Origin of the sequence: Aminobacter sp. BE322, assembly GCF_050433525.1 — a bacterium.
Lineage (GTDB): Bacteria > Pseudomonadota > Alphaproteobacteria > Rhizobiales > Rhizobiaceae > Aminobacter.
Genome location: NZ_JBNPXB010000002.1, coordinates 183,394 through 207,405, shown reverse-complemented (window position 1 = coordinate 207,405; position 24,012 = coordinate 183,394). Strand labels below are relative to the sequence as shown.

General features: G+C 66.3%; 23 protein-coding genes. 10 read left to right on the top strand and 13 right to left on the bottom strand.

Annotated elements, in window-relative coordinates; all coding sequences use genetic code 11:
- Positions 1-9 precede the first annotated feature (9 nt).
- From J2X50_RS05060 to J2X50_RS05050, 3 genes are all read right to left on the bottom strand, one after another.
- Positions 10-1,908, bottom strand: coding sequence for a 5'-nucleotidase C-terminal domain-containing protein (locus J2X50_RS05060; protein ID WP_429092334.1), 1,899 nt, complete (start codon positions 1,906-1,908; stop codon positions 10-12).
- Positions 1,909-2,040: 132 nt separating this feature from the next.
- Positions 2,041-3,294, bottom strand: coding sequence for a phenylacetate--CoA ligase family protein (locus tag J2X50_RS05055; protein WP_429092331.1), 1,254 nt, complete (start codon positions 3,292-3,294; stop codon positions 2,041-2,043).
- 141 nt (positions 3,295-3,435) lie between these two features.
- On the bottom strand, positions 3,436-3,819 hold the full coding sequence (locus J2X50_RS05050; RefSeq protein ID WP_429092328.1) for a hypothetical protein: 384 nt from the start codon (positions 3,817-3,819) through the stop codon (positions 3,436-3,438).
- Between the two features lie 269 nt (positions 3,820-4,088).
- On the opposite strand from J2X50_RS05050, the gene J2X50_RS05045 reads away from it, so the two are divergent.
- The 3 genes from J2X50_RS05045 to J2X50_RS05035 are packed head-to-tail and all read left to right on the top strand — an operon-like array spanning position 4,089 to position 6,342.
- A complete protein-coding gene (locus J2X50_RS05045; protein WP_429092325.1) occupies positions 4,089-5,516 on the top strand; it encodes a PTS galactitol transporter subunit IIC in 1,428 nt (475 codons plus the stop codon).
- Positions 5,517-5,571: 55 nt separating this feature from the next.
- Positions 5,572-6,033 (top strand): PTS sugar transporter subunit IIA, encoded by a 462-nt coding sequence (locus J2X50_RS05040; RefSeq protein WP_429092322.1) that lies wholly within the window; start codon positions 5,572-5,574, stop codon positions 6,031-6,033.
- A gap of 21 nt (positions 6,034-6,054) precedes the next feature.
- Entirely contained in the window at positions 6,055-6,342 is a 288-nt protein-coding gene (locus J2X50_RS05035; protein WP_429092319.1) for a PTS sugar transporter subunit IIB, read from the top strand.
- Positions 6,343-6,412: 70 nt separating this feature from the next.
- Here J2X50_RS05035 and J2X50_RS05030 read toward each other — a convergent pair whose 3' ends face one another.
- The 7 genes from J2X50_RS05030 to J2X50_RS05000 form a co-directional block, all read right to left on the bottom strand.
- Entirely contained in the window at positions 6,413-7,858 is a 1,446-nt protein-coding gene (locus tag J2X50_RS05030) for a homospermidine synthase (protein WP_429092318.1), read from the bottom strand.
- Positions 7,859-7,997: 139 nt separating this feature from the next.
- Entirely contained in the window at positions 7,998-8,918 is a 921-nt protein-coding gene (locus tag J2X50_RS05025) for a heme-dependent oxidative N-demethylase family protein (protein ID WP_429092316.1), read from the bottom strand.
- A complete protein-coding gene (locus tag J2X50_RS05020; protein ID WP_429092313.1) occupies positions 8,915-9,208 on the bottom strand; it encodes a type II toxin-antitoxin system RelE/ParE family toxin in 294 nt (97 codons plus the stop codon). The genes J2X50_RS05025 and J2X50_RS05020 overlap by 4 nt, the downstream gene beginning before the upstream one ends.
- The gene (locus tag J2X50_RS05015) at positions 9,205-9,495 is read right to left on the bottom strand and encodes a CopG family ribbon-helix-helix protein (protein ID WP_429092310.1); all 291 of its coding nucleotides are present in this window, start codon (positions 9,493-9,495) and stop codon (positions 9,205-9,207) included. Before J2X50_RS05015 ends, J2X50_RS05020 begins: the two co-directional genes overlap by 4 nt.
- Before the next feature lie 59 nt (positions 9,496-9,554).
- Positions 9,555-10,223, bottom strand: coding sequence for an aminotransferase class IV family protein (locus J2X50_RS05010; protein WP_429092308.1), 669 nt, complete (start codon positions 10,221-10,223; stop codon positions 9,555-9,557).
- On the bottom strand, positions 10,172-11,326 hold the full coding sequence (locus J2X50_RS05005; RefSeq protein WP_429092305.1) for an aminodeoxychorismate synthase component I: 1,155 nt from the start codon (positions 11,324-11,326) through the stop codon (positions 10,172-10,174). Before J2X50_RS05005 ends, J2X50_RS05010 begins: the two co-directional genes overlap by 52 nt.
- Before the next feature lie 24 nt (positions 11,327-11,350).
- Positions 11,351-13,186, bottom strand: a complete 1,836-nt coding sequence (locus J2X50_RS05000; RefSeq protein WP_429092302.1) for a M3 family oligoendopeptidase — start codon at positions 13,184-13,186, stop codon at positions 11,351-11,353.
- A 141-nt stretch (positions 13,187-13,327) separates the two neighbouring features.
- Here J2X50_RS05000 and J2X50_RS04995 point away from each other — a divergent pair, with 141 nt between their 5' ends.
- Positions 13,328-14,839, top strand: coding sequence for a sigma-54-dependent transcriptional regulator (locus J2X50_RS04995; RefSeq protein WP_429092299.1), 1,512 nt, complete (start codon positions 13,328-13,330; stop codon positions 14,837-14,839).
- 391 nt (positions 14,840-15,230) lie between these two features.
- Positions 15,231-16,910 (top strand): DUF882 domain-containing protein, encoded by a 1,680-nt coding sequence (locus tag J2X50_RS04990; protein WP_429092297.1) that lies wholly within the window; start codon positions 15,231-15,233, stop codon positions 16,908-16,910.
- 102 nt (positions 16,911-17,012) lie between these two features.
- On the opposite strand, the gene J2X50_RS04985 is transcribed toward J2X50_RS04990, so the two are convergent.
- Positions 17,013-17,651 (bottom strand): 2-dehydro-3-deoxy-phosphogluconate aldolase, encoded by a 639-nt coding sequence (locus tag J2X50_RS04985; protein WP_429092294.1) that lies wholly within the window; start codon positions 17,649-17,651, stop codon positions 17,013-17,015.
- Positions 17,652-17,748: 97 nt separating this feature from the next.
- On the bottom strand, positions 17,749-18,618 hold the full coding sequence (locus tag J2X50_RS04980; protein WP_429092293.1) for an N-acetylmuramidase domain-containing protein: 870 nt from the start codon (positions 18,616-18,618) through the stop codon (positions 17,749-17,751).
- A gap of 171 nt (positions 18,619-18,789) precedes the next feature.
- Between J2X50_RS04980 and J2X50_RS04975 the strand changes: the two genes are divergently transcribed.
- The 3 genes from J2X50_RS04975 to J2X50_RS04965 all read left to right on the top strand — a co-directional run bounded on the left by J2X50_RS04975 (position 18,790) and on the right by J2X50_RS04965 (position 21,613).
- Positions 18,790-19,722, top strand: coding sequence for a rhodanese-related sulfurtransferase (locus J2X50_RS04975; RefSeq protein WP_429092290.1), 933 nt, complete (start codon positions 18,790-18,792; stop codon positions 19,720-19,722).
- A 99-nt stretch (positions 19,723-19,821) separates the two neighbouring features.
- Positions 19,822-20,577, top strand: coding sequence for a tellurite resistance TerB family protein (locus J2X50_RS04970; protein ID WP_429092287.1), 756 nt, complete (start codon positions 19,822-19,824; stop codon positions 20,575-20,577).
- Between the two features lie 280 nt (positions 20,578-20,857).
- Positions 20,858-21,613: an SDR family oxidoreductase gene (locus tag J2X50_RS04965; RefSeq protein ID WP_429092284.1), complete on the top strand. Its 756-nt coding sequence runs from the start codon at positions 20,858-20,860 to the stop codon at positions 21,611-21,613.
- A 59-nt stretch (positions 21,614-21,672) separates the two neighbouring features.
- Here J2X50_RS04965 and J2X50_RS04960 read toward each other — a convergent pair whose 3' ends face one another.
- The gene (locus J2X50_RS04960; RefSeq protein ID WP_429092282.1) at positions 21,673-22,857 is read right to left on the bottom strand and encodes a pyridoxal phosphate-dependent aminotransferase; all 1,185 of its coding nucleotides are present in this window, start codon (positions 22,855-22,857) and stop codon (positions 21,673-21,675) included.
- Positions 22,858-22,940: 83 nt separating this feature from the next.
- Here J2X50_RS04960 and J2X50_RS04955 point away from each other — a divergent pair, with 83 nt between their 5' ends.
- Together J2X50_RS04955 and J2X50_RS04950 are read left to right on the top strand one after the other, a co-directional pair.
- The gene (locus J2X50_RS04955; protein WP_429092279.1) at positions 22,941-23,627 is read left to right on the top strand and encodes a GNAT family N-acetyltransferase; all 687 of its coding nucleotides are present in this window, start codon (positions 22,941-22,943) and stop codon (positions 23,625-23,627) included.
- 177 nt (positions 23,628-23,804) lie between these two features.
- Entirely contained in the window at positions 23,805-24,011 is a 207-nt protein-coding gene (locus tag J2X50_RS04950) for a hypothetical protein (protein ID WP_429092277.1), read from the top strand.
- Position 24,012: the final 1 nt, after the last annotated feature.

Below are 24,012 nucleotides of genomic sequence, written 5' to 3'. Positions count from 1 at the left end.
CTTGACCTATCAGTTGGCCGCCGGGATTGCCAGCGTGCCGCCGATCTGCAGGTCCTTGGCCTTCGCGTCCGGATTGGCCGCGGCGATCGCCTGCCACTTCGTGGGGTCGCCGAGATAGGTCTTGGCGAGGTCCCAGAAGGTGTCGCCGGCGGCAATCGTGTGCGTCTTGCCGCCGCCGGATGCGGCCTGCGCGGTCGCGGCGGGCGCAGCTGCGGCAGGCTTTGCCGGTTCGGCCGTCGCGGCTGCCGCTTCCGCCGGCTTTGCCGGTTCTGGCGTGGCGGGCGCGGCCGCCACGGTCGCTGCGATCTCGGTGATGCGGCCGTCGAGCTTGGGCGTGAACGGACGGTTCTTGGCCAGATAGTCGGCGACCACCTGCTCGAGGCTCGGGCCGTAGTCGTAGGCCTTGGTGGCGTTGGCGGCAAAGATCTTGTAGCCGTCGCCGCCCTGGCGCACGTAGTTGTTGGTGGCGACGGTGTAGACCTTGGCGTCGTCGAGCGGCACCCAGGCGCCGCCCTCCATCGTCTCGATCGACTTCAGCCGTCCGCCATTGGGCGCCACCGACTTGTCGAAGGAATATTTCAGGCCTGCCACCTGCGGGAACTTGCCCTTGCCTTCCTCGATCTCGGAGAGGCCGGCCTCGAGCGAGGCGCGCAGGTTGGCGCCGGAAAGCTGGAAGGTCGCCAGCGTGTTCTGGAAGGGCAGCACCGTCAGCACCTCGCCCATGGTGACCACGCCCTTGTCGATCGAGGCGCGGATGCCGCCGCCGTTCTGGATGGCGATGGTGACGCCCTGGTCCTTGACCCGGTCGAGGATGGCGTCGGAGATCAGGTTGCCCATGGCGCATTCGCGGGCGCGGCAGTTCTCGCGGCTGCCGTCGATCTGGTCGGTGGTCTCGGCGACTTCCTTGTTCTTCAGCTCCTCGATCGGGGCGCCGAGTTCCTTGATGCGGGCGAGCACCGCCTCGTCGGGCTTGATCGAATTGTCGAGATAGATCGGGTCGCCCTTGGCCTCCTTGACCACGCCGTTGTCGTCGAAGGTGACGGTGAACTCGCCGAGATATTTGGAATAGGACGCGGCCTGCGTCACCGGCACCTTGTAGCCCTCGGGGTTGTCGACCATCGTCGGGTAGGGCCCTTCGGCCTTGGGGTCGGTGTTCGACAGCAGCGAATGCGAGTGGCCGCCGACGACGACGTCGACGCCGGGGATCTTGGCGATCATCTCCTTCTCGCGCGGATAGCCGATGTGGGTGAGGGCGATGATCTTGTTGACGCCCTCTGCCTTCAGCTTCTCGACTTCGGCGGTGATGTTCTTGATGTCGTCCTCGATGGCGATGTTCGGGCCGGGCGAGGCGACTTCGGGCGTGTCGTTGGTGACGGCGCCGACGATGCCGATCTTCTGGCCGCCGACCTCGACCACGATCGACGGCTTGATGCGGTCGCCGACCTTGGACTGGGCGTTCGGCTTCACGTTGGCCGACAGCACCGGGAACTGGATCTTCTCCAGGAACGGCACCAGCGCGTCCTCGCCGTCGTCGAACTCGTGGTTGCCCACGGTCATGGCGTCGAACTTCATCTGGTTCAGGAACTCGGCCTCGGCCGCGCCCTTGTAGGTGGTGTAGAACAGCGAGCCCTGGAAATTGTCGCCGCCGTTGAGCAAAAGCACGTTCTGGCCTTCGAGCTTCTTGCGCTCCTGGGCGATCGCCGTCACCAGGCGCGCCGCGCCGCCGATGCACTCGCCCTTGCCCTCTTCCTCGGACGAGCAGGTGGATTCGAACTTGTTGTTGCTTTCGATGCGGCTATGCCAGTCATTGATGTGAAGAATGGTCAATGTGTAGTCGGCGAAGGACGGCGCGACGGAATATCCGAACGCCGATGCCGACAAAGCCGCTATGGCAGCCAGTCTCTTCATAATGAATTCTCCCGAATGACCCCCGCAAGGCGTTTATCGCCCTTCGCTTGACCGGAATGTTGCACATTCCCGCCGACATGTTCACATTCCGAAAATTCGGATGCAAGGGGAATTGCGGGCCTGCTTGCCGGTCTATTTCGAGTAGTCGCGCTCGTCGGCAATGACCTTGCCGTCATTGGGCAGGGCGCCCCTGGCCACCACCTCGACCTTGCCGCCGAGCTTGGTGATTTCGCGCAGCGTCGCCCCGATACGCTCCGCCGCCGGTACGTCTGCGCTGGCCGGCTCGACCTGCAGCACCATGGCATCGCGGTCGCCGTCGCGACTCACCACCAGCCGCGCCCTGCCGATCTCCTTGTGCCGGCTAACCAGCTCGGCGATCTGCCTGGGGTCGACGAACATGCCCTTGACCTTGGTGCGCTGGTCGGCCCGGCCCATCCACCCCTTGATGCGCAGGTTGGTGCGGCCGCAGGGCGAGCTCCCCGGCAGCACCGCCGACAGGTCGCCGGTGCCGAAGCGGACGAGCGGGTAGGCGGGGTTGAGGCAGGTGACGACCAGCTCGCCGACCTCGCCGTCGGCAACCGGGTCGTCGGCGCCGGGACGGACGATCTCGACGATCAGGTCCTCGTTGACGATCATGCCGGGATGGGGCGTGCCGTCGTCCGCCACGCTCTCGTAGGCGATGACCCCGAACTCGGCGGTGGCATAGCATTGCAGGACCGAGACGCCGCGCTCGCCATATTCCGCCCTCAGCGAGGGGAACAGCGCACCGCCGGACACCAGCCCGATACGGATCGACGACAGGTCCTTTCCGATGTCGGCGGCGCGGTCGAGCATCAGCTTGAGGAAGTCGGGCGTGCCGCAGAAGACGCCCGGCCCAAGGCTCGCCGCCGCCTCGACCTGCATGTCGGTGTTGCCGGTTCCGGCGGGGAAGACCGTGCAGCCGAGTGCGCGGGCGCCCTCGTCGAGCACGAAGCCGCCGGGCGTCATGTGATAGGCGAAGGCATTGTGGACGACGTCGCCGGGGCGCACGCCGGCGGCGAAGAAGGCGCGCGCCGCGCCCCAGGGGTCGGCGCCGAAGCCTTGCGGTTCCCATAGGGGACCGGGCGAGTGGAAGACGCGGCTGCCGCGTAGCGCGGCAAGGTCGGCGAAGCCGCCGAAGGGCGGGTTCGCGGCCTGGAATTCCATGAGCTGGGACTTGCGAAGCACCGGCAGCCGCGCCAGGGCACGCCTGTCGGTCAAGGCCGCGACATCGAAGCCGTCGAGCCAACGCGCAAGGCCCGGCGCGGCGACGGCGGCCTTGGCCAGGAACCGGGGAAGGGCGGCAAACAGCGCCGCTTCGCGCGCTTCCGGGGCTCGGGTTTCGCTGTCGTCGAAATGCTCGGCCATGGAACCTCCCGTCGTGACAGGAAGGTTATCGCAACAGCCCCGTGCCCGCGCAAGCGGGCACAAAGTAGGGATTGGGATGCCCGCGCAAGCGGGCACAAAGTAGGGATTGGGATGCCCGCGCAAGCGGGCACAAGGTCGGTATCAGGCGGCGCGGCGGGTGAGCGTGAACTGCTGGCCCGCGGAGCTCGTGCAATTCAGCTGGTTCACCGAGATCAGCAGGCAGTTGAAGCTGATCGGCGACTGGCGAATGAGCGAGGTGCCGTTGATCTGAACGGCATTGGCGCCGGTCATGATGTAGGTGCCGTCGGACAGCCTCTGGCCGGTGTCGGTGGCGACCGTCTGGAAGGCGCCGTTCTGGAAGGTCGAGAGACCGGTTCCCTTGGCGTCGATCCAGGCGCCTTCAACGCCCGTCGGGGCCGGCCTGCCGGGGCCGCCGCCGCCGGGGCCGCTGGTCGAGCAGGCAGCAACCGCGGCCGCAAGCAGGGCAAGCACTCCGGCCGAATAGAGTTTGCGCGAAGTCGTCATCAAGTAATCCTCTCCTCAGTCCGCATTTCTTCAATCGCCCGATTTGACGATGAAGGCAAGGCTCGGTCGGGCCAGTTCGGCGATCGCCGGCACTTGCCATGCCATCTCGGGAAAGACTGTTGACGCGCTGCAACAGGGGCGACGCGCCGCCTGTACCGGACATGGCGGCCGCATGCGATTGACATGAACGTGAATCCGGATAACTTTCGTATATTGTGATACACAAATGTTCTGGACTGATGTCGGGAACGGTTTCGGGGGGAGACAGCATGGATGCGTTCTTGGCCGGCCTCAAGTCGGCGGTGGACACGCTTGGGGCAACGGTTCTGTTGCCGATCGTCATTTTCGTCATCGCCGTGGTTCTCGGCGCCAGGGTGGGCCGGGCATTCCGGGCCGCCATCACCATCGGCGTCGCCTTCATCGGCATCAATCTCGTGCTCGGCCTGATGCTGGGCTCGATCGGCGACGTGGCCAAGGCCATCGTCACCAACACCGGCATCCAGCGCGACATCGTCGACGTCGGCTGGCCGTCGGCTGCGGCCATCGCCTTCGGCTCGTCGGTCGGCCTCTGGGTCATCCCCATAGGCATCGCCGTCAACGTCGTGCTGCTCTTGCTGCGCTGGACGCGCACGCTCAACGTCGACGTCTGGAATTTCTGGCACTTCGCCTTCGTCGGCTCGCTCGCGACCGCAGCCACCGACAGCCTGGCCTACGGCCTCGCCGTCGCGGCACTGGTCGCCGCACTCGCGCTGCTCTTCGCCGATTGGTCGGCCCGCGCCGTGCAGCAGTTCTACGGCATTCCCGGCGTTTCGGTGCCGCATCTGGCCTCGGCGCAGATCCTGCCCATCGCCATCGTGCTGAACTGGATCATGGACCGCATTCCCGGCATCAACCGCATCAATATCTCCACCGAGACCATCGAGAAGCGCTTCGGCGTGTTCGGCGAGCCGGTGGTGCTGGGCCTGATCATCGGCCTCGTGCTCGGCGTCATCGCCTACTACAACGCCGGCGACTTCGGCACGGTGCTGTCCAAGGTGCTGACCACCGGCATGACGCTGGCTGCGGTGATGCTGCTCCTGCCGCGCATGGTGAAGGTGCTGATGGAAGGCCTGCTGCCGGTGTCGGATGCCGCCCAGGAATTCGTGCGCAAGCGCACCGGCGACCGGGAGCTGCTGGTCGGCCTCGACTCGGCGATCCTGATCGGCCATCCGGCGGCGATCTCGTCGTCGCTGATCCTGGTGCCGATCGCCATCGTGCTTTCGGTGATCCTGCCCGGCAACCGCGTCATCCTGTTCGCCGACCTCGCCGTCATTCCGTTCATCGTCGCCATGACCGCGCCGCTGCTCAAGGGCAACGTCTTCCGCATGGTCGTGGTCGGCACGATCACGCTTGCCCTCGGCTTCTATGTCGCCAACGCGCTCGCGCCGCTGTTCACCAGCGCTGCCGTGTCGTCCGGCTTCGCCATGCCGGCGAACGCGGTGCAGATCACCTCGGTGGTCGACGGCTTCCTCTGGATCCCCTACGTCATCATCGAAGCGATCAAGTGGCTCGGCGTCGCCGGCCTGGTGCTGCTGGCGCTGGTGATCGCGGTGCTCTTCGGCCTCTACCGCCGCAACGTGGCTGGCTGGGAGCGGGCGGCGGGCGCCGAGGCCGGTGACGTCGAAGCGAACGGAGAGCCGCGGCTCGCCAACGGCTGATCGAAACCCAGGAGCCGGCCGCAAACGGCCGGCTCCATCGGAAATGGAGACCGCAATGCCCCGAACCCTCATGAGCCACATCGATCCCGGGGCTGTCGCCCTTGGCGTCGAGGCAAGCAGCAGCGAGGAGGTGATCCGCCTGCTCGCCGGCAGGCTGGAGACGCTCGGGTGCGTCAAGCCGAGCTACGCCGATGCGGTGGTCAGGCGCGAAGCCGCCATGCCGACCGGCCTGCCGCTCGGCCGCGATGAGAACGTCGCGATCCCGCACACCGATCCCGAGCACGTGCTGAAGCCGGGGATCGCGCTCGGCGTGCTGTCCCAGCCGGTCACTTTCGCCAACATGGAGGACCCCGACGAGGCGGTTCCGGTGGGCATCGTGTTCCTGCTTGCCATCAACGACAAGGACAAGCAGATAGACATGCTGCAGGAAATCATGGACACGATCCAGAGCGAGGAGGCGCTGACCGGCCTCAAGAACGCCAGTACGCTCGAAGACATCGGCTCCATTCTGAATTGATAGACGGACGGGAAATTCTCGATGGCCAAACAGAAGACCATACTCTTTGCCTGCGGCACCGGCGTCGCCACTTCGACGGCGGTCAATTCGACGGTTACCGAGGCGATGAAGGCGAGGGGGCTCAGCTTCAACGCCATGCAGTGCAAGGCGACCGAGGTGGCGAGCCTCGCCGAGAGCGCCGACCTCATCGTGTCGACGACGCCGATCTCCGCGTCGGTGAAGATTCCGGTGATCAAGGGCCTCGCCTTCCTCACCGGCATCGGCAAGGACAAGGCACTCGACGACATCGAGGCCGAACTGCGCAAGTGACGGCAGCTTTGACGCTTCAAGCAAAAAGGGCGCCTCGCGGCGCCCTTTCTCGTTTCCGGAATGCCGCCGTTCAGCGCACCAGGATGTTGCGGAACTGCCAGGGGTCCTCGAGGTCTAGATCCTCCTCGAACAGGCCGGGACGGCCATCGAGCGGGGTCCAGTCGGTGTAGTGGCCGTTGACCGGGCCGAGATACTGCTGCTGCACTTCGAGGCAGCGCTTGTAGTCCATCTCGTCGGCCTCGACGATGCCGGCCTCGGGGTTCTCGAGCGCCCAGACCATGCCGGCGAGCACGGCGGACGTCACCTGCAGGCCGGTGGCGTTCTGGTAGGGGGCGAGCTTGCGCGCCTGTTCGAGCGTCAGCTGCGAGCCGTACCAGTAGGCGTTCTTGTCGTGGCCGTAGAGCAGCACGCCGAGCTCGTCCTTGCCGTCGACCAGTTCGTCCTCGTCAAGCACGTGATGGACCGGCTGCGGCTTGCCGGCGGCGCCGAACATCTCGTGCATCGACAGCACCGCGTCGTTGCAGGGATGGTAGGCGTAGTGGCAGGTCGGCCGGTAGCTCACCTTGCCCTTCTTCGAGCGCACGGTGAAGAAGTCGGCGATCGAGATCGCTTCGTTGTGCGTGACCAGGAAGCCGTACTGGGCACCCGGCGTCGGGCACCAGGTGCGGACGCGGGTGTTGGCGCCCGGCTGCTCGAGATAGATCGCCGCCTTGCAGCCCTTCTTGAACTTCTTGGCGTTCTTGGGCTTCCAGGTCTCATGCGTGCCCCAGCCGAGTTCGGCCGGCTGCAGGCCTTCGGAGATGAAGCCTTCGACCGACCAGGTGTTCCAGAACACGTTCATCGGCTTGGGGTTCTTGGTGCGCTGGGTGTCGCGCTCGGCGATGTGGATGCCCTTGACGCCGGCCTTCTTCATCAGCGCGGCCCAGCCCTCGCGGTCGTGCTGCTCGGGTTCGTCGAATTCGTGGCCGAGGTCTTTTGCCAGGTTCACCAGCGCCTGCTTGACGAACCACGAGACCATGCCCGGGTTGGCGCCGCAGGTCGAAACCGCGGTCGGGCCGCCCGGATGCTTGCGCTTTTCGGCGAGCAGGGTTTCACGCAGCGCGTAGTTGGTGCGGTCGGCGTTGCTCGCCTCGTTGTCGAAATAGAAGCCGAGCCACGGCTCGACGACGGTGTCGACATAGAGTGCGCCGAGCTTGCGGCTCAGGTGCATGATGTCGACCGAGCCGGTGTCGACCGAGAGGTTGATGCAGAAGCCCTGGCCGCCGCCATTGCTCAGCAGGGGCGTCAGCAGCTCCTTGAAATTGTCCTTGGTTACCGCCTCCTGGATGAATTTGATGTTGCGCTCATCCGCGAGTTTCCGGTTTTCGCCGCTGGGATCGATGATCACCATACGCGACTTGTCGAACTTGAAATGGCGTTCAATGAGGGGGAGCGTTCCGCGGCCGATCGAACCGAAGCCGATCATCACAACAGGACCAGTAATCTCACCGTAAACGGGCCATTTTTCATTCGCCATTTTTTATGGCACTCCTTCTCACACCAAAAGAGCCGGGCCATGATTGGCCCGGCTTCAACGGCTAAACCATACATGCTTGTCACAATAAAGCGAATCCGGGTCCCAGATGCTGTGGGAACCGGACGTTATGCCGCTATGGTTAGCCGGCGCGCGCCATGCCGTTGAGGAAGGCGACCAGCCTGTCGCAGTCGGCGGTCAGCCCCTTGTAGTCGAGCTGGTCGCGGTCGAGACCGGTCAGTTGCTCGGCGAAGGACGCGGCGAGTGCGGCACGATCCGGGTGCCTAGCCAGAACCGCCAGCGGGTCGAGATGGATGCGGATGGTGAACAGGATGTCGCCCGAGGCGGGCAGCTTGCGCAGCGTCTGCCGTTCGACCCGGATGAAGGCGTGGCCGGCGACGTCGCCGCCGGGAAAGGTCGAGTCCGTCTCGGCCGAACGGGCGATGCGCCGGCGGTCGGAGAGCGGGTGGTAGAGCTCGCCATTGGCCTGGACCGACCAGTTGAAGCGCTCGACCAGCACGGCGAGCTTGTCGAACATGCGGGCGATCAGTTCGGCCATGCGGGTTCCGGGGCCGAAGCCTGGCACCGGGCCGTGGATGTCGTGGATCGCCTTTCCGAACTTCTCGGTCAGCTTCCACGAGGAAGGAAAGCACAGCGAACCGGCAGCCAGCCGCCAGCCATCCTCGCCCTGGCTCATCAGGATCAGGTCTTCCTGCACCAGCCGCGATGCGGCGATGAGCGGATTGTCGCCGGGGTTTTCGACATCGATGGTGCGGCCCGTGCCGGCGATCGCGCAGCGGCCGTTGTCCAGCCGGTAGGTGTCGGGGAAGCGTTCGGTCAGGTGCGCGACCAGCAGACCCAGCACTTCCTTCTGCGCCGCCAGCGTGTCCGGCTCGGCGACGAAGACCTTGTCGGGGATTTCGGCGTAGAGCCTGTCCTTCTCGGCGAGATAGGTCCCGAGATGGCCGTCGAGTTCGATCCAGTCGCGGGCCTCGGCCTGCTTCAGGCCGATTGTGAAAGGCTTCGAGGTGCCGTCAAAGGGCGTGTGGGTGGGGGAAGTCATTGGGGAGGCCACTCCGGCGGACGGTTACGCCGCGTGTGGTAGATGCGAAGGATCTCGACGGTGCCGTTTTTCAGACGGTAGGGGATGATGTAGGGCAGGCCGGGGACCACCCATTCACGAGTGGCGGCGCCTGCGGTCGGGCGGCCGATATCGGGCCGCGACTCGATCAGTTTCAATGCCTTGATGAGGCGCTCGGCGACCTTCTGCGCAGCATCTGGGTCGTCCGCTGCGATGTAGGCCCGAAGCTCGGCAAGGTCGCGTACAGCTCGTGGGAGGAGCCGCAGCTTCACGATTTTTGGGCGGGCACGATGTCGGCCTCAGGGACGGGAAGCTCGTTTTCCGTCCCCCAAGATGCGAGCCAGTCCGTAACCCGCGCGCCAGATACGAAGACACCTTCGTCGGCCTCGTTTTCTGCTTCGCGCACAGCAGCGAGATACGCCTGCTGATCGCTTATGTAGGTCGCCACGGCCTCCTTGATGACGAACGCACGTGATCGCTTCGTCAGCTTGGCGTATTCATCCACTTCGCTGCGAAGGTCGTCGGGCAGTCTGATGGAAAAAGTGGATTCGCCGGGCATGACCAATCTCCGTCAACACATGTGAACACAATGTGTGGCACACGCCTTTGAGAGTCAAATCAAGCCTTCACCAACCTTGCAGCGATGAGCCCCCGGAGCGAGTTGCCGACGAAGATCTTCGATGCGCCCGCGAGGTCGTCGACGGTAAGCCTGGCCTCCACCGCCTCGCCCCTGTCGATCATCTCGCCGCGCAGCACCCCGGCAAGCAGGCCGCAGGCCAGCGCAGGTGTTTTAAGCGGGCCGCCGTCGCCCATGTCGAGGAAGACGCTGGTGATAGTTCCTTCGCAGACCTCGCCCGCCTCGTTGAGCAGGATGACCTCGTCGGCATCCTCGCGGGCGAATTCCGTGCGGGCGGCGTCGTAGGCCTGCCGGCGCGTGGTCTTGTGGCGCAGCAGCGCGTCGGTGGAGGAAAGCCGTGTCGCGGCGATGCGCAGCGTCCACACGGTGTCGGGCGGAAGCGGCACGAAGGCCTGCGCAGTCACCTCGGCCTTGCCGCCTGCCGAGAGCGTGAGCCGCACCCTGAGCGGCGCGTCGCCACCGACGGCTCTTGCCAAAGCCTGCTCGACCGCGGTCCGATCGCAGGCAAAGCCGAGTACCGCGGCCGAAGCCGCAAGCCGGGCGAGGTGCCGTTCGCCGCGCAGGAAACCGCCCTGCGGCTCCCAGCGCAGGGTTTCGATCAGTTCGAAGCCGGCACCGAGCCGGTCGCGAAGCGCGCTTTCAGAAGACATTCCGCATACTCCGCTTCCGCCGTGGAATCGAACACCACGCCGCCGCCGACATTGTAGACGGCCTCGCCGTCCGGGAAGAGCGTGATGGTGCGGATGGCCACGTTGAAACGCATGGTGCCGCCGGGTGCGATCCAGCCGATCGAGCCGCAATAGACGTCGCGGGGCGTGCCTTCGAGATCGTGCAGGATTTCCATGGCCCTGATCTTCGGGGCGCCCGTGATCGAGCCGCAAGGGAAGAGGGCGGCGAAGATGCGCTCGATGGAGAGGTCGGGCAGAAGCTTCGCCCTGACGGTGCTGACCATCTGGTGCACGGTCGGATAGCTTTCGATGCGGAACAGTTCGGGCACGTCGAGCGTGCCGACCTCGCTGATCAGCGAAATGTCGTTGCGCAAAAGATCGACGATCATGCGGTTTTCCGCCTGGTTCTTCTCGTCGTTGCGCAGGAACTCCCTGAGTTCTGCGTCCTCCTCGGGCGTCTTGCCGCGCGGCGCGGTGCCCTTCATCGGATGCGTCTCGATCCAGCCGTCCGCGTCGATCTCGAAGAACAGTTCGGGCGAGCGCGACAGCACCACCGGCCCGCCGAGCGAGACGAGCGAGCCGTATTTCACCGGCTGCCGCGCAATCAGCGCATCGAAGGCGTCGAGCGGGGTGCCCGACCATTGCGCCTTCACCGGGAAGGTCAGGTTCGCCTGGTAGCAGTCGCCCTGGCGCAGGTGCTGGTGGAGGCGCCTGAAGCGGCTTTCGTAGTCGGATGCCGACCAGGTGGCGCGGGCATCGAAGATCGGGCCATTGGTGGCGGGCCTTTGCGCCTGCTGCCGCATGCGGTCCGACGGCTGGTCGAAGACGCCGAGACAGACGAGCGGCGTGCGTCGCCCCTCGGGCAGCAGCGGCCGGAGCTTCGGCTCGAGCAGGTAGCCCGCTTCGTAGGAAAAATAGCCGGCGAGCCACTTTCCGCTGTCATGCGCGGCTTGGGCTTTTTCGAGCGCGGGCAGGAAATCGCCGGCGTGATGCGCGACGATGATCTCGTCCGGCGCCTCGAACAGCAGTTCCTGGCCGGCGGGATCGTCCCGGAACAGGACGAAGGGTGGAGCAAGGTCTGTCATGATTTCAGGAGGCGAAGCGCCGGCTCAGTCCAGCGCTTCCAATTCGTCGATGAGGCCGCTGATGACGGCGAGGCCCTTCTGCCAGAAGGCCGGGTCGGCGGCGTCGAGCCCGAAGGGCTTCAGCAGCTCCGAGTGGTGCTTGGTGCCGCCGGCGCGCAGCATCTCGAAATACTTGTCCTGGAAGCCGCGTTCGGCGTTCTGGTAGACCGCGAAGAGCGAGTTCACCAGGCAGTCGCCGAAGGCATAGGCATAGACGTAGAAGGGCGAATGGATGAAGTGCGGGATATAGGCCCAGAACACCTCGTAGCCGTCGCGCAGCTTGATCGCGGGCCCCAGGCTCTCGGCCTGCACCTCCAGCCAGAATTGGCCGAGCCGGTCGGCGGTCAGCTCGCCGTTCTTGCGCTCGGCGTGCACCTTGCGCTCGAACTCGTAGAAGGCGATCTGGCGCACGACCGTGTTGATCATGTCCTCGACCTTCTGGGCCAGCATCGCCTTGCGCTCGCGCCTGTCGGTGGTGCGCTCGAGCAGCGAGCGGAAGGTCAGCATCTCGCCGAACACGCTCGCGGTCTCGGCAAGGGTCAGCGGCGTCGAGGCCATCAGCGCGCCCTGGCCGGCGGCCAGCACCTGGTGCACGCCGTGGCCGAGTTCGTGGGCGAGCGTCATCACGTCGCGCGGCTTGCCCATGTAGTTGAGCAGGACGTAGGGATGCGCCGACGGCACCGTCGGGTGGGCGAAGGCGCCCGGCGCCTTGCCCGGGCGCACCGGTGCGTCGATCCAGCGGCGGTCGAAGAAGGTGCGGGCGATATCGGCCATCTCAGGCGAGAACTTGCCGTAGGCGGTCAGCACGGTGTCCTTGGCATCGCCCCAGCCGATGCTCGCCTGCGGCGTCTCGGGCAGGGGGGCGTTGCGGTCCCAGTGGTTCATCGTCTCCATGCCGAGCCACTTGGCCTTCATCGCATAGTAGCGGTGCGACAGGCGCGGATAGGCCTCGCGGACGGCCGCGGCCAGCGCGTCGACGACCTCGCGCTCGACGCGGTTGGCGAGATGGCGTGAATCGGCGATGTCCTGGAAGCCGCGCCAGCGGTCGGAAATTTCCTTGTCCTTGGCCAGCGTGTTGGTGATCAGCGTGAAGACGCGCAGGTTCTTGCGGAAGGTCGCGGCCAGCGCCTCGGAGGCAGCCTTGCGCACCTCGCCGTCGGGGTCCTGCAGCTTGTTCAGCGCCGGCTCCAGCGTCAGCTCCTCGCCGCCGACGTCGAAGCGCAGCTCCGTCATCGTCTCGTCGAACAGCCGGTTCCAGGCGCCGCGTCCGGTGATCGACTTCTCGTGGAAGAGCTGCTCGACGCGATCCTCGAGCTGGTAGGGCTTGTCCTTGCGCAGGTCGAGTACCCAGGGCCGGTAGTGGCCGAAGCCGGCGTCGGCGTCGAGCGCCTCGAGGATCAGCTCGTCGTCGACGAGGTTGAGCTCGAGGGCGAAGAACAGCAGATGCGCGCTGGCATCCGTCATCTTCTCCTGGATGTCGCCGTAGAGCTTGGCGCGCTTGGGATCGGAGGTGTCGCCGGCATAGATCAGCCCGGCATAGGAGACGACGCGGCCGATCAGTTCCTCCAGCGCCTCATAGGAGCGCATCGCTTCGCCGAGGCCGCCGGACGCGCCGCGCCCGGCCTCGACGGCGAGCGTGCCCTTCCACCTGGCTTCGAAGGCTACGGCGTCGGCGCCGGCCTTGTCGATGTCGCGTCGAAGGTCAGGCGATTCCATCCCGGCGTAGAGGTCGGAAAGGTCCCATTCGGGCAAATCGCCGAGCGCGGCCGCACCCCTGGCGGCCGCGGCAGCCTGCATCTCCTGCCCGCAAATCCAACGCATTGCGACTTACCTTTCGCTTCCCTCGGCCGTCCGTTCAAATCCTAAGGGATTCGTTCACTGGCTTTTTTGAAACCTTATTTAGAACCCTGTGCCAGGATGATCCACATCCAATCGGCATCGACAGGCATATTCCGGACATACATGGCAGGTTCGATTCTCATAGTCGATGATGATCCGGTGCAGCGTCGCCTGGTCGACGCCGCGGTGACGAAATTCGGCCATTCGGCGATCGTCGCCGAGGGCGGAGAAGCGGCGCTCCAGGTGCTCGACGGAGCGCGCGGCGGCGACGTCGGGGTGATGATCCTCGACCTGTCCATGCCGGACCTCGACGGCATCGGCGTGCTCAAGGCGATGCGCGAGCGCGGCATTTCCATTCCGGTCATCGTGCAGACCGGGCAGGGCGGCATCGACACCGTCGTTTCGGCGATGCGCAACGGCGCCTTCGATTTCGTGGTCAAGCCGGCCTCGCCCGAGAAGCTGCAGGCCGCGATCACCAGCGCCCTGAAGGTCGAGGCGGTCGAGGACACCGTCCGGCGTTCGGCGCGGCGCGGCAGCGGGCTTCTGACCTTCCGCGACCTGGTCACCAGGAGCCCGGCCATGGACCGGGTGATCAGGCTCGGCCAGAAGGCGGCGGCATCCAACATCCCGATCCTGATCGAGGGCGAATCGGGCGTCGGCAAGGAACTCGTGGCGCGCGCCATCCAGGGCTCGGGCGACCGGCGCTCGAAGCCCTTCGTGACCGTCAATTGCGGCGCCATCCCGGAAAGCCTGGTGGAAAGCATCCTGTTCGGCCACGAGAAGGGCTCGTTCACCGGCGCCACCGAAAGGCACACAGGCAAGTTCGTCGAGGCCAACCAGGGGACCCTGTTCCTGGACGAGATCGGCGACCTGCCGCTCGACGTGCAGGTCAAGCTGCTCAGGGCTGTGCAGGAGGGCGAGATCGATCCGGTCGGCGGCCGGGCCACGGTCAAGGTCGACATCAGGCTGATCTCGGCCACGCACCGCAACCTGCTGGAGCAGGTCAAGGACGGGAAGTTCCGCGAAGACCTGTTCTACCGGCTCAACGTCTATCCGATCTTCGTGCCGCCGCTGCGCGAGCGCCGCGAGGACGTCGCACTGCTCGTCGGCCACTTCATTTCGCGCGTCGCGCCCGCCAGTTCGCATGGCCGGATTCCGGCGATCTCCGAAGGCGCGCTGGCCCTGCTCCAGGCCTATGACTGGCCCGGCAACATCCGGCAGCTGGAGAACGCGGTTTTCCGCGCCTGCGTGCTTTCCGAGGGCGACGTACTCACCGAAGAGGAGTTTCCGCAGATCCGCGCCCAGGTCGAGGGTACCGTCGATCTCGGCGGCGAGGCGTCGCCGGCCGGCCAGGCGCAGCTCGCCAACGGTCATGGCCAAGCGTCGCAGCCGACGCCCCCCGCGCCCGCGGCACCTGCGCGGCCGGGAACGCTGCGCGCCATAGACGAGCGCGGCAACGTCCGGCCGCTGGCCGACGTCGAGTTCGAGATGATCCGGCTCGCGATCGACCACTACAACGGCCAGATGAGCGAAGTGGCGCGCCGGCTGGGCATCGGACGGTCGACGCTCTACCGCAAGCTCAAGGAGTACGGAATCGATCCCGAATCGGGGCGCTCGCCAGGGCTGGCGTCGTGACATATTTCCCGCAGTTGCGGCGAATTGTGGCGACGCCTGCCGATTGGGCCTTGCCTGTCGTTTGCATGACGCATGCGACCAGGCGCCGCCATGGCGGCGTTAATCGCCATTTGTCGCTATAAACCAGCGGTTTACCACAACAGCCGGCGATTCCCATTTGAGGCGGCTACGCCATGGTGTTACCGCATTTGGCCTTCAATAAGCAGGCATTAACCATTAGGATCGATATTCGGACGCGATTCCACAGCGTGTCCGGGCTTCAAATCCGGGGACAGATGGCAGCCTAACAGGGCCTTTTGATTTGAACAGGATCGAGAACACCGAAGGGCGTCACTCGAAATCGAATGTCTGGCGTAAGTGGCTCTCGGCCGCGATGCTCGCCGTCGGTTTCATGGCAGCTTCACAGGCACCAGCAGCCGCCGAAGTGCGGACGCTCAAGCTCTATTACATCCACACCGGCGAGAAGGCCGAGATCACCTACAAGCGCAACGGCAAGTTCGATCCTGCCGGGCTCAAGCAGCTGAACCAGTTCCTGCGTGACTGGCGCCGCAACGAGCCCACCAGGATGGATCCGCGGCTGTTCGACGTGGTGTGGGAAGCCTATCGCGCCACCGGCGCCACGGGCTACATCAATGTCGTGTCGGCCTATCGCTCGCCGGCGACCAATTCGATGCTGCGCAGCCGCTCCAAGGGCGTCGCCGAGAAGAGCCAGCACATGCTCGGCAAGGCGATGGACTTCTTCATCCCCGGCGTGCCGCTCAAGAAGCTGCGCGAGGCAGGCCTGCGCATCCAGGCCGGCGGCGTCGGCTATTATCCGCGTTCCGGCTCGCCCTTCGTCCACATGGACGTCGGCAACGTGCGCCATTGGCCGCGCATGAGCCGCAAGGAACTGGTCGCGGTCTTCCCGAACGGCAAGACGCTGCACGTGCCTTCAGACGGCAAGCCTCTGCCCGGCTTCGAGCAGGCGCTGGCCTCCTATCAGTCGCGCAAGCAGAGCGGCAATCTGGCGCTCGCCGCCGTGTCGTCCTCGCCATCGTCTTCGTCGCGGAGCGGCGGTCTGCTGGCCGCGCTGTTTGGCGGCGGCGGTGCCGACGAGGAAGAGGATACCGGCGAAACCGAAGTCGCCGCGGTTGCCAAGCCGGCGGCGCCCGCCCGGCAGGTCGCTTCGGCACCGGCAAAGGCCAGGTCCGAAATCCAGATCGTCGCGCCGGAGAATGCCCGCCGCGCCGACCTGCCGCAGATCGCCGAGGAGACCCCGGCGGCCGATGAGGCTCCGGAGACCATCCTGGCCTCGCTGCCGGCGCGCAGCGTGCCGCTGCCCGGCGCCGCGCCGCGGCCGCAGGGCGAAGTCGGCATGGCGACGGCGCAGAACGTGCCGTTCGGCAACGCGTCCGCACCCTTGAGCGCAGGCGAACTGGCCGGCTCGGCCGAAGAGCAGATCGCCGCCGACGTGCCGCTGCCGACCTGGCGGCCGAAATACACGCCGCCGGCCGAGTTGAAGCCGGAAGGCGAAGTGCTCATGGCCCTCGCCGGCGACGATCAGTCGGCAGTCGCCAGCGACGTGCCGCTGCCTTCGGCACGTCCGGACGCGATGACCGTCGAGGCAGCGCTTGCCGCCGCCGACGACATCCCCGCCGAGGACGAGGCCGAGTTCGCGGTTGCATCGTTGAGCGAGCCGCGCTCGGTGTTCGACGAGCCGCAAGGGGCGGCCGTCGCCGCGCCGAAGCCTGCGGCGCAGGCCCTGGCGGCCGTGTCCGAGACGGCTGCCGCGGGGGTGAAGACCACCCGCAAGTCCTCGCGGCCGATGGCTGCGGAAGCCAAGCGCGATCCCAAGACCTTGGTCGTGGCCGCCGCTCCCGACGCCGCCCGCTGGGCACTCCGCAGCAGCGAGCAGGTGGTCACCGTGACCACCAACACCAAGGCTCCGGGCTTCGCCTACAACATGGTCCGCACCGCGCCGAAGGAGGTCTATACGGCCGGCTTCCAGCAGGAGAACCAGATGGCGGAGGCCAACCGCTTCTCCGGTAGCGCCGTGAAGTTCCTTTCGGTGGCGCGCTTCCAGTCCAAATGATCGGGACGCGCCGCCTCAGGCGGCCCTGGTCCCCGACGAAAAAGCCCCGGGAAACGCTCGTTTCCCGGGGCTTCTCGCTTTCGATGCGAAGCTTCGGCTACCTCACCGGCGCAGCTTGTAGGCCTCGGCCGCCAGCGCCTCGATGCCGGCCCAGTCACCGGCCTTGACCATGTCGTCGGGCGCCACCCACGAGCCGCCGATGCAGACCACGTTCGGCAGGGCGAGGTAGTCGCCGGCGTTCCTGGCCGAGATGCCGCCGGTCGGGCAGAACTTGACGCCGGCGATCGGCGAGGCGAGCGCCTTGAGGAAGGCTGCGCCGCCGGCCTGCTCGGCCGGGAAGAACTTGAGGAAGTCGAGGCCGGCCTCAAGCGCGCCCATGATCTCGCCGGGCGTGATGGTGCCGGGCAGCAGCGGCACGTGGCTCGCCGCGCCCGCGGCCACGAGTTCGCGCGTCAGGCCGGGGCTGACGATGAACCTCGAGCCGGCGGCCTCGGCCTGTTCGAACTGGCGCGCGTTGAGGATGGTGCCGGCGCCGACGATGGAGTCCTCGACTTCGCCAGCGACGCGGCGGATGGCTTCGAGCGCCTCGGCCGTGCGCAGCGTGATCTCGATGGCCCTCAGGCCGCCACGGGCAAGCGCGCGGGCCAGCGGCACGGCGTCGGCGGCGCGCTCGATCTTCAGCACCGGAATGACCGGCTGGCCATCCAGCAGCGAAAGCAGTTTCTGGGTCTTGCTGGTCATGGCGGCACCTCTCTTGGATTTTTCAACCGATTTAACAGACCGCGACCGGCAAGTCCACGAAGCGTGGCAGCGACATGGTGATGCGGCCGAACGGTCACTATGGTCGCCGGAAGGCCCCGCCGAGCCAAGACCTGATTGTACCCCAGAATCCGCGCGCCGGCGCCGGCGGCGGCTTCAAGAGCGCAGCCCGGGTCTGCGGGCCGGCGATGCCGTCGGCCGCAAGCCCGCGGGCCTCCTGGAACCGCTTCACCGCCGCGGCCGTGCCGGGGCCGTAGATGCCGTCGGTATCGACCGGGTAGCCGAGCGCGAGCAGCGCTTCCTGCAGCTCGGCCACCGGTTCGCCGCGCGAGCCAATCTTCATCGTCTCTTCGCCATGTGCCGGTCCGTCGACCTGTCGCCGGTAGGCTTCGGCGAGCTTGACGTCGTAGCCGTTCTTGCGGAAGCCCGGGCCGTTGTAGCCGTGCCCCACTGCCTCCCAGTCGTGCCGGTTGAGTGCCTCGGTCAGGCCGGCCTTGTCGATGTAGCGCGCCATCAGCCGTGCCTGGCCTGCGGCGCCGGAACGGGCCTCCGTGACGAGCCCGTCGACATCGTCGAAGCCGAGCCATTGCCAATGTGCGCCCATCACCTGGCCAAGCCCCCAGGAGGTCGATTCATAGGCGGCACGGCGATCGATGGTTGCCGCCCGTTCGATCATCTGCCAGCGCGCCGCCTGGCCGCGCGGATTGGCGACTTCGCCGGCCACGGGCGAGGCAAGGCCGGCCGCGCGCGCCTGCGCCTGCCGTTCCCCCGAAAGCCGGCGGTCGAAATAGTGCCCCTCGAAGCGGATCAGGGGTTCCTTGCGCCCGTCGATCCTGGCGAAGACCTGCCCGCCGCTCTCGATCTCGGCGATGGCCAGCAGTGCCGCGCCCTCGATCCCGAACTCCGTTGCCGCCTTGTCGATTTCCGCCGCTGTTTCCCTGCTGAACATTCCGTCCCGGACTCCGTTTGCCGGCGCGATTGTCACCCGGCCCAATAGGGGTGTTGAAAGGTATTTTTGCATTCCGCCATCCGCGACACATGGCGCGACTCGGCAACCCTCTGCAATCGCTGCATTCCGGCCCGCATTGAAAAAGCGAGGTCGAGGCGCTAGGGCACAGGCATGAAAGATTTATCCACACCCGCGCCCGGCTTCCGCGTCGCAGCCCTCTACCGCTTCTGCCGGCTGGAACGCTTCGAGGAGCTGCGCCAGCCGCTTGCCGCCTTCTGCTGCGCGCGCGGCATCAAGGGTACCCTGCTGCTCGCCTGCGAAGGCATCAACGGCACGGTCGCCGGCACCGGCGAGGCGATCGCAGCCCTGGTGTCGCATCTCGAGGCGATCCCGGAATTCGCCGGCCTCGAAGTCAAATACAGCAGCGCCGCCGAAATGCCATTCCACCGCATGAAGGTGCGGCTCAAGCGCGAGATCGTCACCATGGGCGTCGAGGACATCGACCCGCTCAGGAGCGTCGGCGCCTATGTCGAGCCGTCCGCCTGGAACGCGCTGATCTCCGACCCCGACACCGTGGTCGTCGACACCCGCAACGACTACGAGGTGGCGATCGGCACCTTCACCGGTGCGGTCGACCCGCACACCACGAGCTTCCGCGATTTCCCCGCCTGGGTCGAGGCGCATCGCGGCGAGCTCGAGGGCAAGAAGGTGGCGATGTTCTGCACCGGCGGCATCCGCTGCGAGAAGGCGACCGCCTATGTGAAGTCGATCGGCATCGACGAGGTGTTCCACCTCAAGGGCGGCATCCTCAGATATCTCGAGGAGGTGCCGGCCCAGGAGAGCCTGTGGGCCGGCGAGTGCTTCGTCTTCGACGAGCGCGTTTCGGTCGTCCACGGCCTGGCCGAGGGCGAGGCCGAGCTTTGCCGCGCCTGCCGCCATCCGCTCATGCCCGAGGAGCGGCTGTCGCCCAAGTACCAGGCGGGCGTCTCGTGCCCGCATTGCCACGAGCTGCGCAGCGACGAGGACCGCGCCCGCTACGCCGAACGTCATCGCCAAGTAGAACTGGCCGAGGAACGCGGCTCGGGACGCCACATCGGCAGTTGATTGCCGGGTCCCGCATGATCTTGCCAAATTTGGCGAGCGTCATTGTATTGTCGCGATCGTCCGCCTACCTCAACGCTACAGTCAAAACCGGAGGCATCCATGCTCGACCCCAAGAAGCTGCTTGACGATCTCCTCGGCTCCAAGATCCCGGGGACGCAATCCACCGTGCGCGAAAAGGCCGGGCAGGCGACCCAGCTCGCCAAGGACAATCCGCTCGCGGCGGGCGCGCTGGTCGCGGTGCTCCTGGGAACCGGCGCCGGCCGCAAGGTCACCGGCTCGGCCCTGAAGATCGGCGGCCTGGCGGCGATCGGCGGCCTCGCCTACAAGGCCTACCAGAACTATAAGGCCGGCAATGCGCCGCAGCCTGCGGCGCCGAACGCCGAGCCCGAACTGCTGCCGCCGCCGGCCGACAATTCCTTCCATCCCTCGCAGGCGCCGCAGGGCGAGACCGAATTCGCGCTGACGCTGATCCGCGCGATGATCGCCGCGGCAAAGGCGGATGGCCACATCGACGACGAGGAACGCAAGAAGATCGGCGACAAGCTCAGCCTGTCCGGCATCGGCTCCGACGCCGAGCAGTTCCTGATGGCCGAACTCGATGCGCCTCTCGATCTCGACGCCATCGTGGACGCCGCGCAGACCGACGCCCAGAAGCTCGAGCTCTACACCGCCTCGCGCCTGGCCATCGATCCCGACACCCGCGCCGAGCGCGGCTATCTCGACCTGCTCGCCGGCCGGCTCAAGCTGCCGGACGCGCTGGTCGACCATGTCGAGGCGACCGTGTCGAGCGTGAAGGTGCCCGCGTCCGAGCCGGCCGCGCCCAGCGCCAATCCGCAGGTCAACCCGCGCTGGTGATGCAGCCAGGGGAGCGGCGAGGCCCTTAGGATGCGGTTTTTCGCGTTAAGGATTTGTTAACCGAGCAGGCGCATGCTTTTCCTACTCGGATCGGCTCTCCTCCTCCCAAGCACGGTTCGACGGAAAACTGGGCGGTCGCCAATGACCGCCCTTTTTGTGTATCGGGACCGGCCGAACGTCTTGGTGCCAACTGGTTTGCTTCAACCGTTGCGCTAGAATATTGGGCACCATGAATGACCCGTCCGCTGGCGATCGGTCATTGCAGGGGAGGAGCCTCATCATGGCGAGCAAGAAGGTTGCAGTCGTTACCGGCGCGGGCAAGGGCATCGGCAAGGCGGTGGCCACGGCCCTGCTGCAGGACGGATGGAACACGGTGTTCTGCGGCCGCAGCAAGAGTGCGCTCGACGACGCGATCGCCGAAGCCGGCAAGACCGACGCCAGGGCGCTGGCCGTGGTCTGCGACGTCACCAGGGCCGACCAGGTCGACGACATGTTCGAGACCATCACCGAGGCCTTCGGCCGCGTCGACCTGCTCTTCAACAATGCCGGCATGGGCTACAAGGCGAGCACCATCGACGAAATCCCGGTCGAGGCGTGGAACGACGTGGTGGCGGTCAACCTGACCGGTTCGTTCCTGTGCGCCCGCGCCGCCTTCGCCGCCATGCGCCGGCAGGAGCCGATGGGCGGCCGCATCATCAACAACGGCTCGGTGTCGGCGCATGCGCCGCGCCCGGGCTCCGTGCCCTACACCGCCACCAAGCATGCGATCACCGGCCTCACCAAGACGATCGCGCTCGACGGCCGCCCCTTCGACATCGCCTGCGGCCAGATCGACATCGGCAATGCGCTGACCGAGATGGCCATGCCGATGACCGTCGGCGTCCAGCAGGCCGACGGTTCGATCGCGGCGGAGGCGGTGATGGACGTCGACCGCGTCGCCGAGGCGGTGGTCTACATGGCCGGCCTGCCGCTCGACGCCAACGTCCTGTTCATGACCGTGATGGCCACCAAGATGCCTTATGTCGGGCGCGGCTAGCGCATTTTGCAGCCAGACGGAACCGTCTGGCGTCGCACGAATGCGGCCCAGAAAAACAGCTATTTCGCCAGGAACGCTTCGATCCGCTCCAGCGCGCGCAGGATGTTCTCCTCCGAATTGGCGTAGGACAGCCTGATGTAGCCTTCGCCGAGGATGCCGAAGTCGGGGCCGCCGATCAGCGCCACGCCCGCCTCCTCGAGCAGCGCCGAGGCCAGCTTCTTGGCCTTCCAGCCGGTCTCAGAGACGTTGGGGAAGGCGTAGAAGGCGCCCTTCGGCGTCACGCAGGAAATGCCGGGGATGGCGTTCAGCCCCTCGACCACGATCTTCCGGCGGTTGTCGAAGGCGCGCATCATCCTGTCGACGTCGTCCTGCGGGCCGTCGATGGCCGCAATGCCGGCATACTGGCTCGGCGCGTTGACGCAGGACCAGCAGTTGACGGCGAGCTTGCGCACCTTGTCGTAGAGGTGGCCGCCCTCGCGCCCGTTCGGCCAGATCGACCAGCCCATGCGCCAGCCGGTCATCGCCCAGGTCTTGGACCAGCCGTTGAGGATGATCAGCCGGTCGCGGATGTCGGGATAGGCGAGCAGGGAGGCGTGGCTCTCGCCGTCATAGGTCATGACGTCGTAGATCTCGTCCGACAGGATCGCGACATGCGGGTGGGCTTCCAGGCCCTTGACCAGCTTGGCGATCTCGACCCGCGGGGTCACCCCGCCCGTCGGGTTGGCCGGCGAGTTGAGGATCAGCAGCCTGGTCTTCGGGGTGATCAGCGACAGCGTCTCCTCGGCTGAGAAGGCGAAGCCGTTGGCCTCGTGGATGGGCACCGGCACCGGCGTCGCACCGGTGAACTCGATCATCGAGCGATAGATCGGAAAGCCGGGGTCGGGGTAGAGGATCTCGGCGCCCGGTTCGCCGAACATCAGGATCGCGGCGAACATGGTCGGCTTGCCGCCAGGCATGATCATCACGCTCTCGGGCGAAACCTCGACGCCGGTGGTGGTGAGCGTGCGCCGCGCCACCGCCTCGCGCGTCGCCAAAAGGCCGTTGGCCGGGGTGTAGCCGTGGTGGCCGTCGCGCAGCGCCTTGATCGCCGCCTCGACGATGTGCTCGGGCGTGCGGAAATCCGGCTGGCCGATGCCGAGATTGACGATGTCACGCCCTTCATGCAGCAGCGCCGTGGCGCGGGCCAGCACGGCGAAGGCGTTCTCCTCGCCGAGGCGGTCGAAGGCGGCAATGGTTTGGAGCATTCCGGCTATCCGTCTGGTTCTTTCGTCAGGTTTCGATTTTTGGGAGAGTGGGGCCGGCCATGTCAAACAGTTTGGAGACTATCTTGTCCGAGAATTTGCAGGAGTGGAAACCGCGGCCGCGCCCGGAACGCATCGTTCTCGACGGGCGCTACGTCCGGCTCGAACCGCTCGACCCGGCGAAGCACGCCGACGGCCTCTTTGCGATGGCGACCGCCGAGGATGCCGAGGGCCGCTTCCGCTGGCTGTTCGACACCAAGCCCGGCGACCGCGCGGCCTTCCAGCCGTGGCTGGACAAGTCGGGAGCGAGCGAGGATCCGCTGTTCTTCGTGGTCGTCGACAAGGCGAGCGGCAAGATCGCCGGACGGCAGACCCTGATGCGCATCGACCCGGCCTACGGCGTCATCGAGATCGGCAACATCTACTGGAGCGACCTCGTCGCCCGCCGCCCGGCGGCGACCGAGGCGCAATATCTGTTCGCACGCTACATCTTCGACGAGCTCGGCTATCGCCGCTACGAGTGGAAGTGCAACGACCGCAACGAGCCGTCCAAGCGTGCCGCCGAACGCTTCGGCTTCAAGTTTGAGGGCATCTTCCGCCAGCACATGGTCGTCAAGGGCGAGAACCGCGACACCGCCTGGTATTCGATCGTCGACAAGGAATGGCCGGCGCTGAAGCGCGCCTACGACGCCTGGCTCGATCCGGCGAACTTCGGTGCCACAGGCCGGCAGAAGCGCCGGCTCGAGGATTTCCGCGCCGAACTCGGCGCCTGAGGAGGCGCGGCATGCTGCCTCAACCGCCGCTTCTCCCGGTTGCAGGCCGATGCCGAGGCTTGCCAAGTGCCGTGGCATCCCGCATGCAACGTTGGCTCGGGTCCCGTGCCGGGGCGTGAGTAGGAATGTCGCGAAGCCTGCACAAGCTTTGCGAGGCAACGCATAGGACCGCCGTCCATGGACACGAATAACCGCAATGCGGCCATCGCCGCCCTCTGGATCATGATCGCCTTCGGCGTCGTGGCGTTCCTGATGCCCAAGATCATGCTGGCCGTCGGCGACTATTCTACCGTCGCGGCCGGGGCGATCGCGGTGTTTTTCGTGCTGGCCTTCTTCGGCGTCTTCTGGCTGCGGGGCCGCGCCCAGCGCAACAAGGGCAACTGAG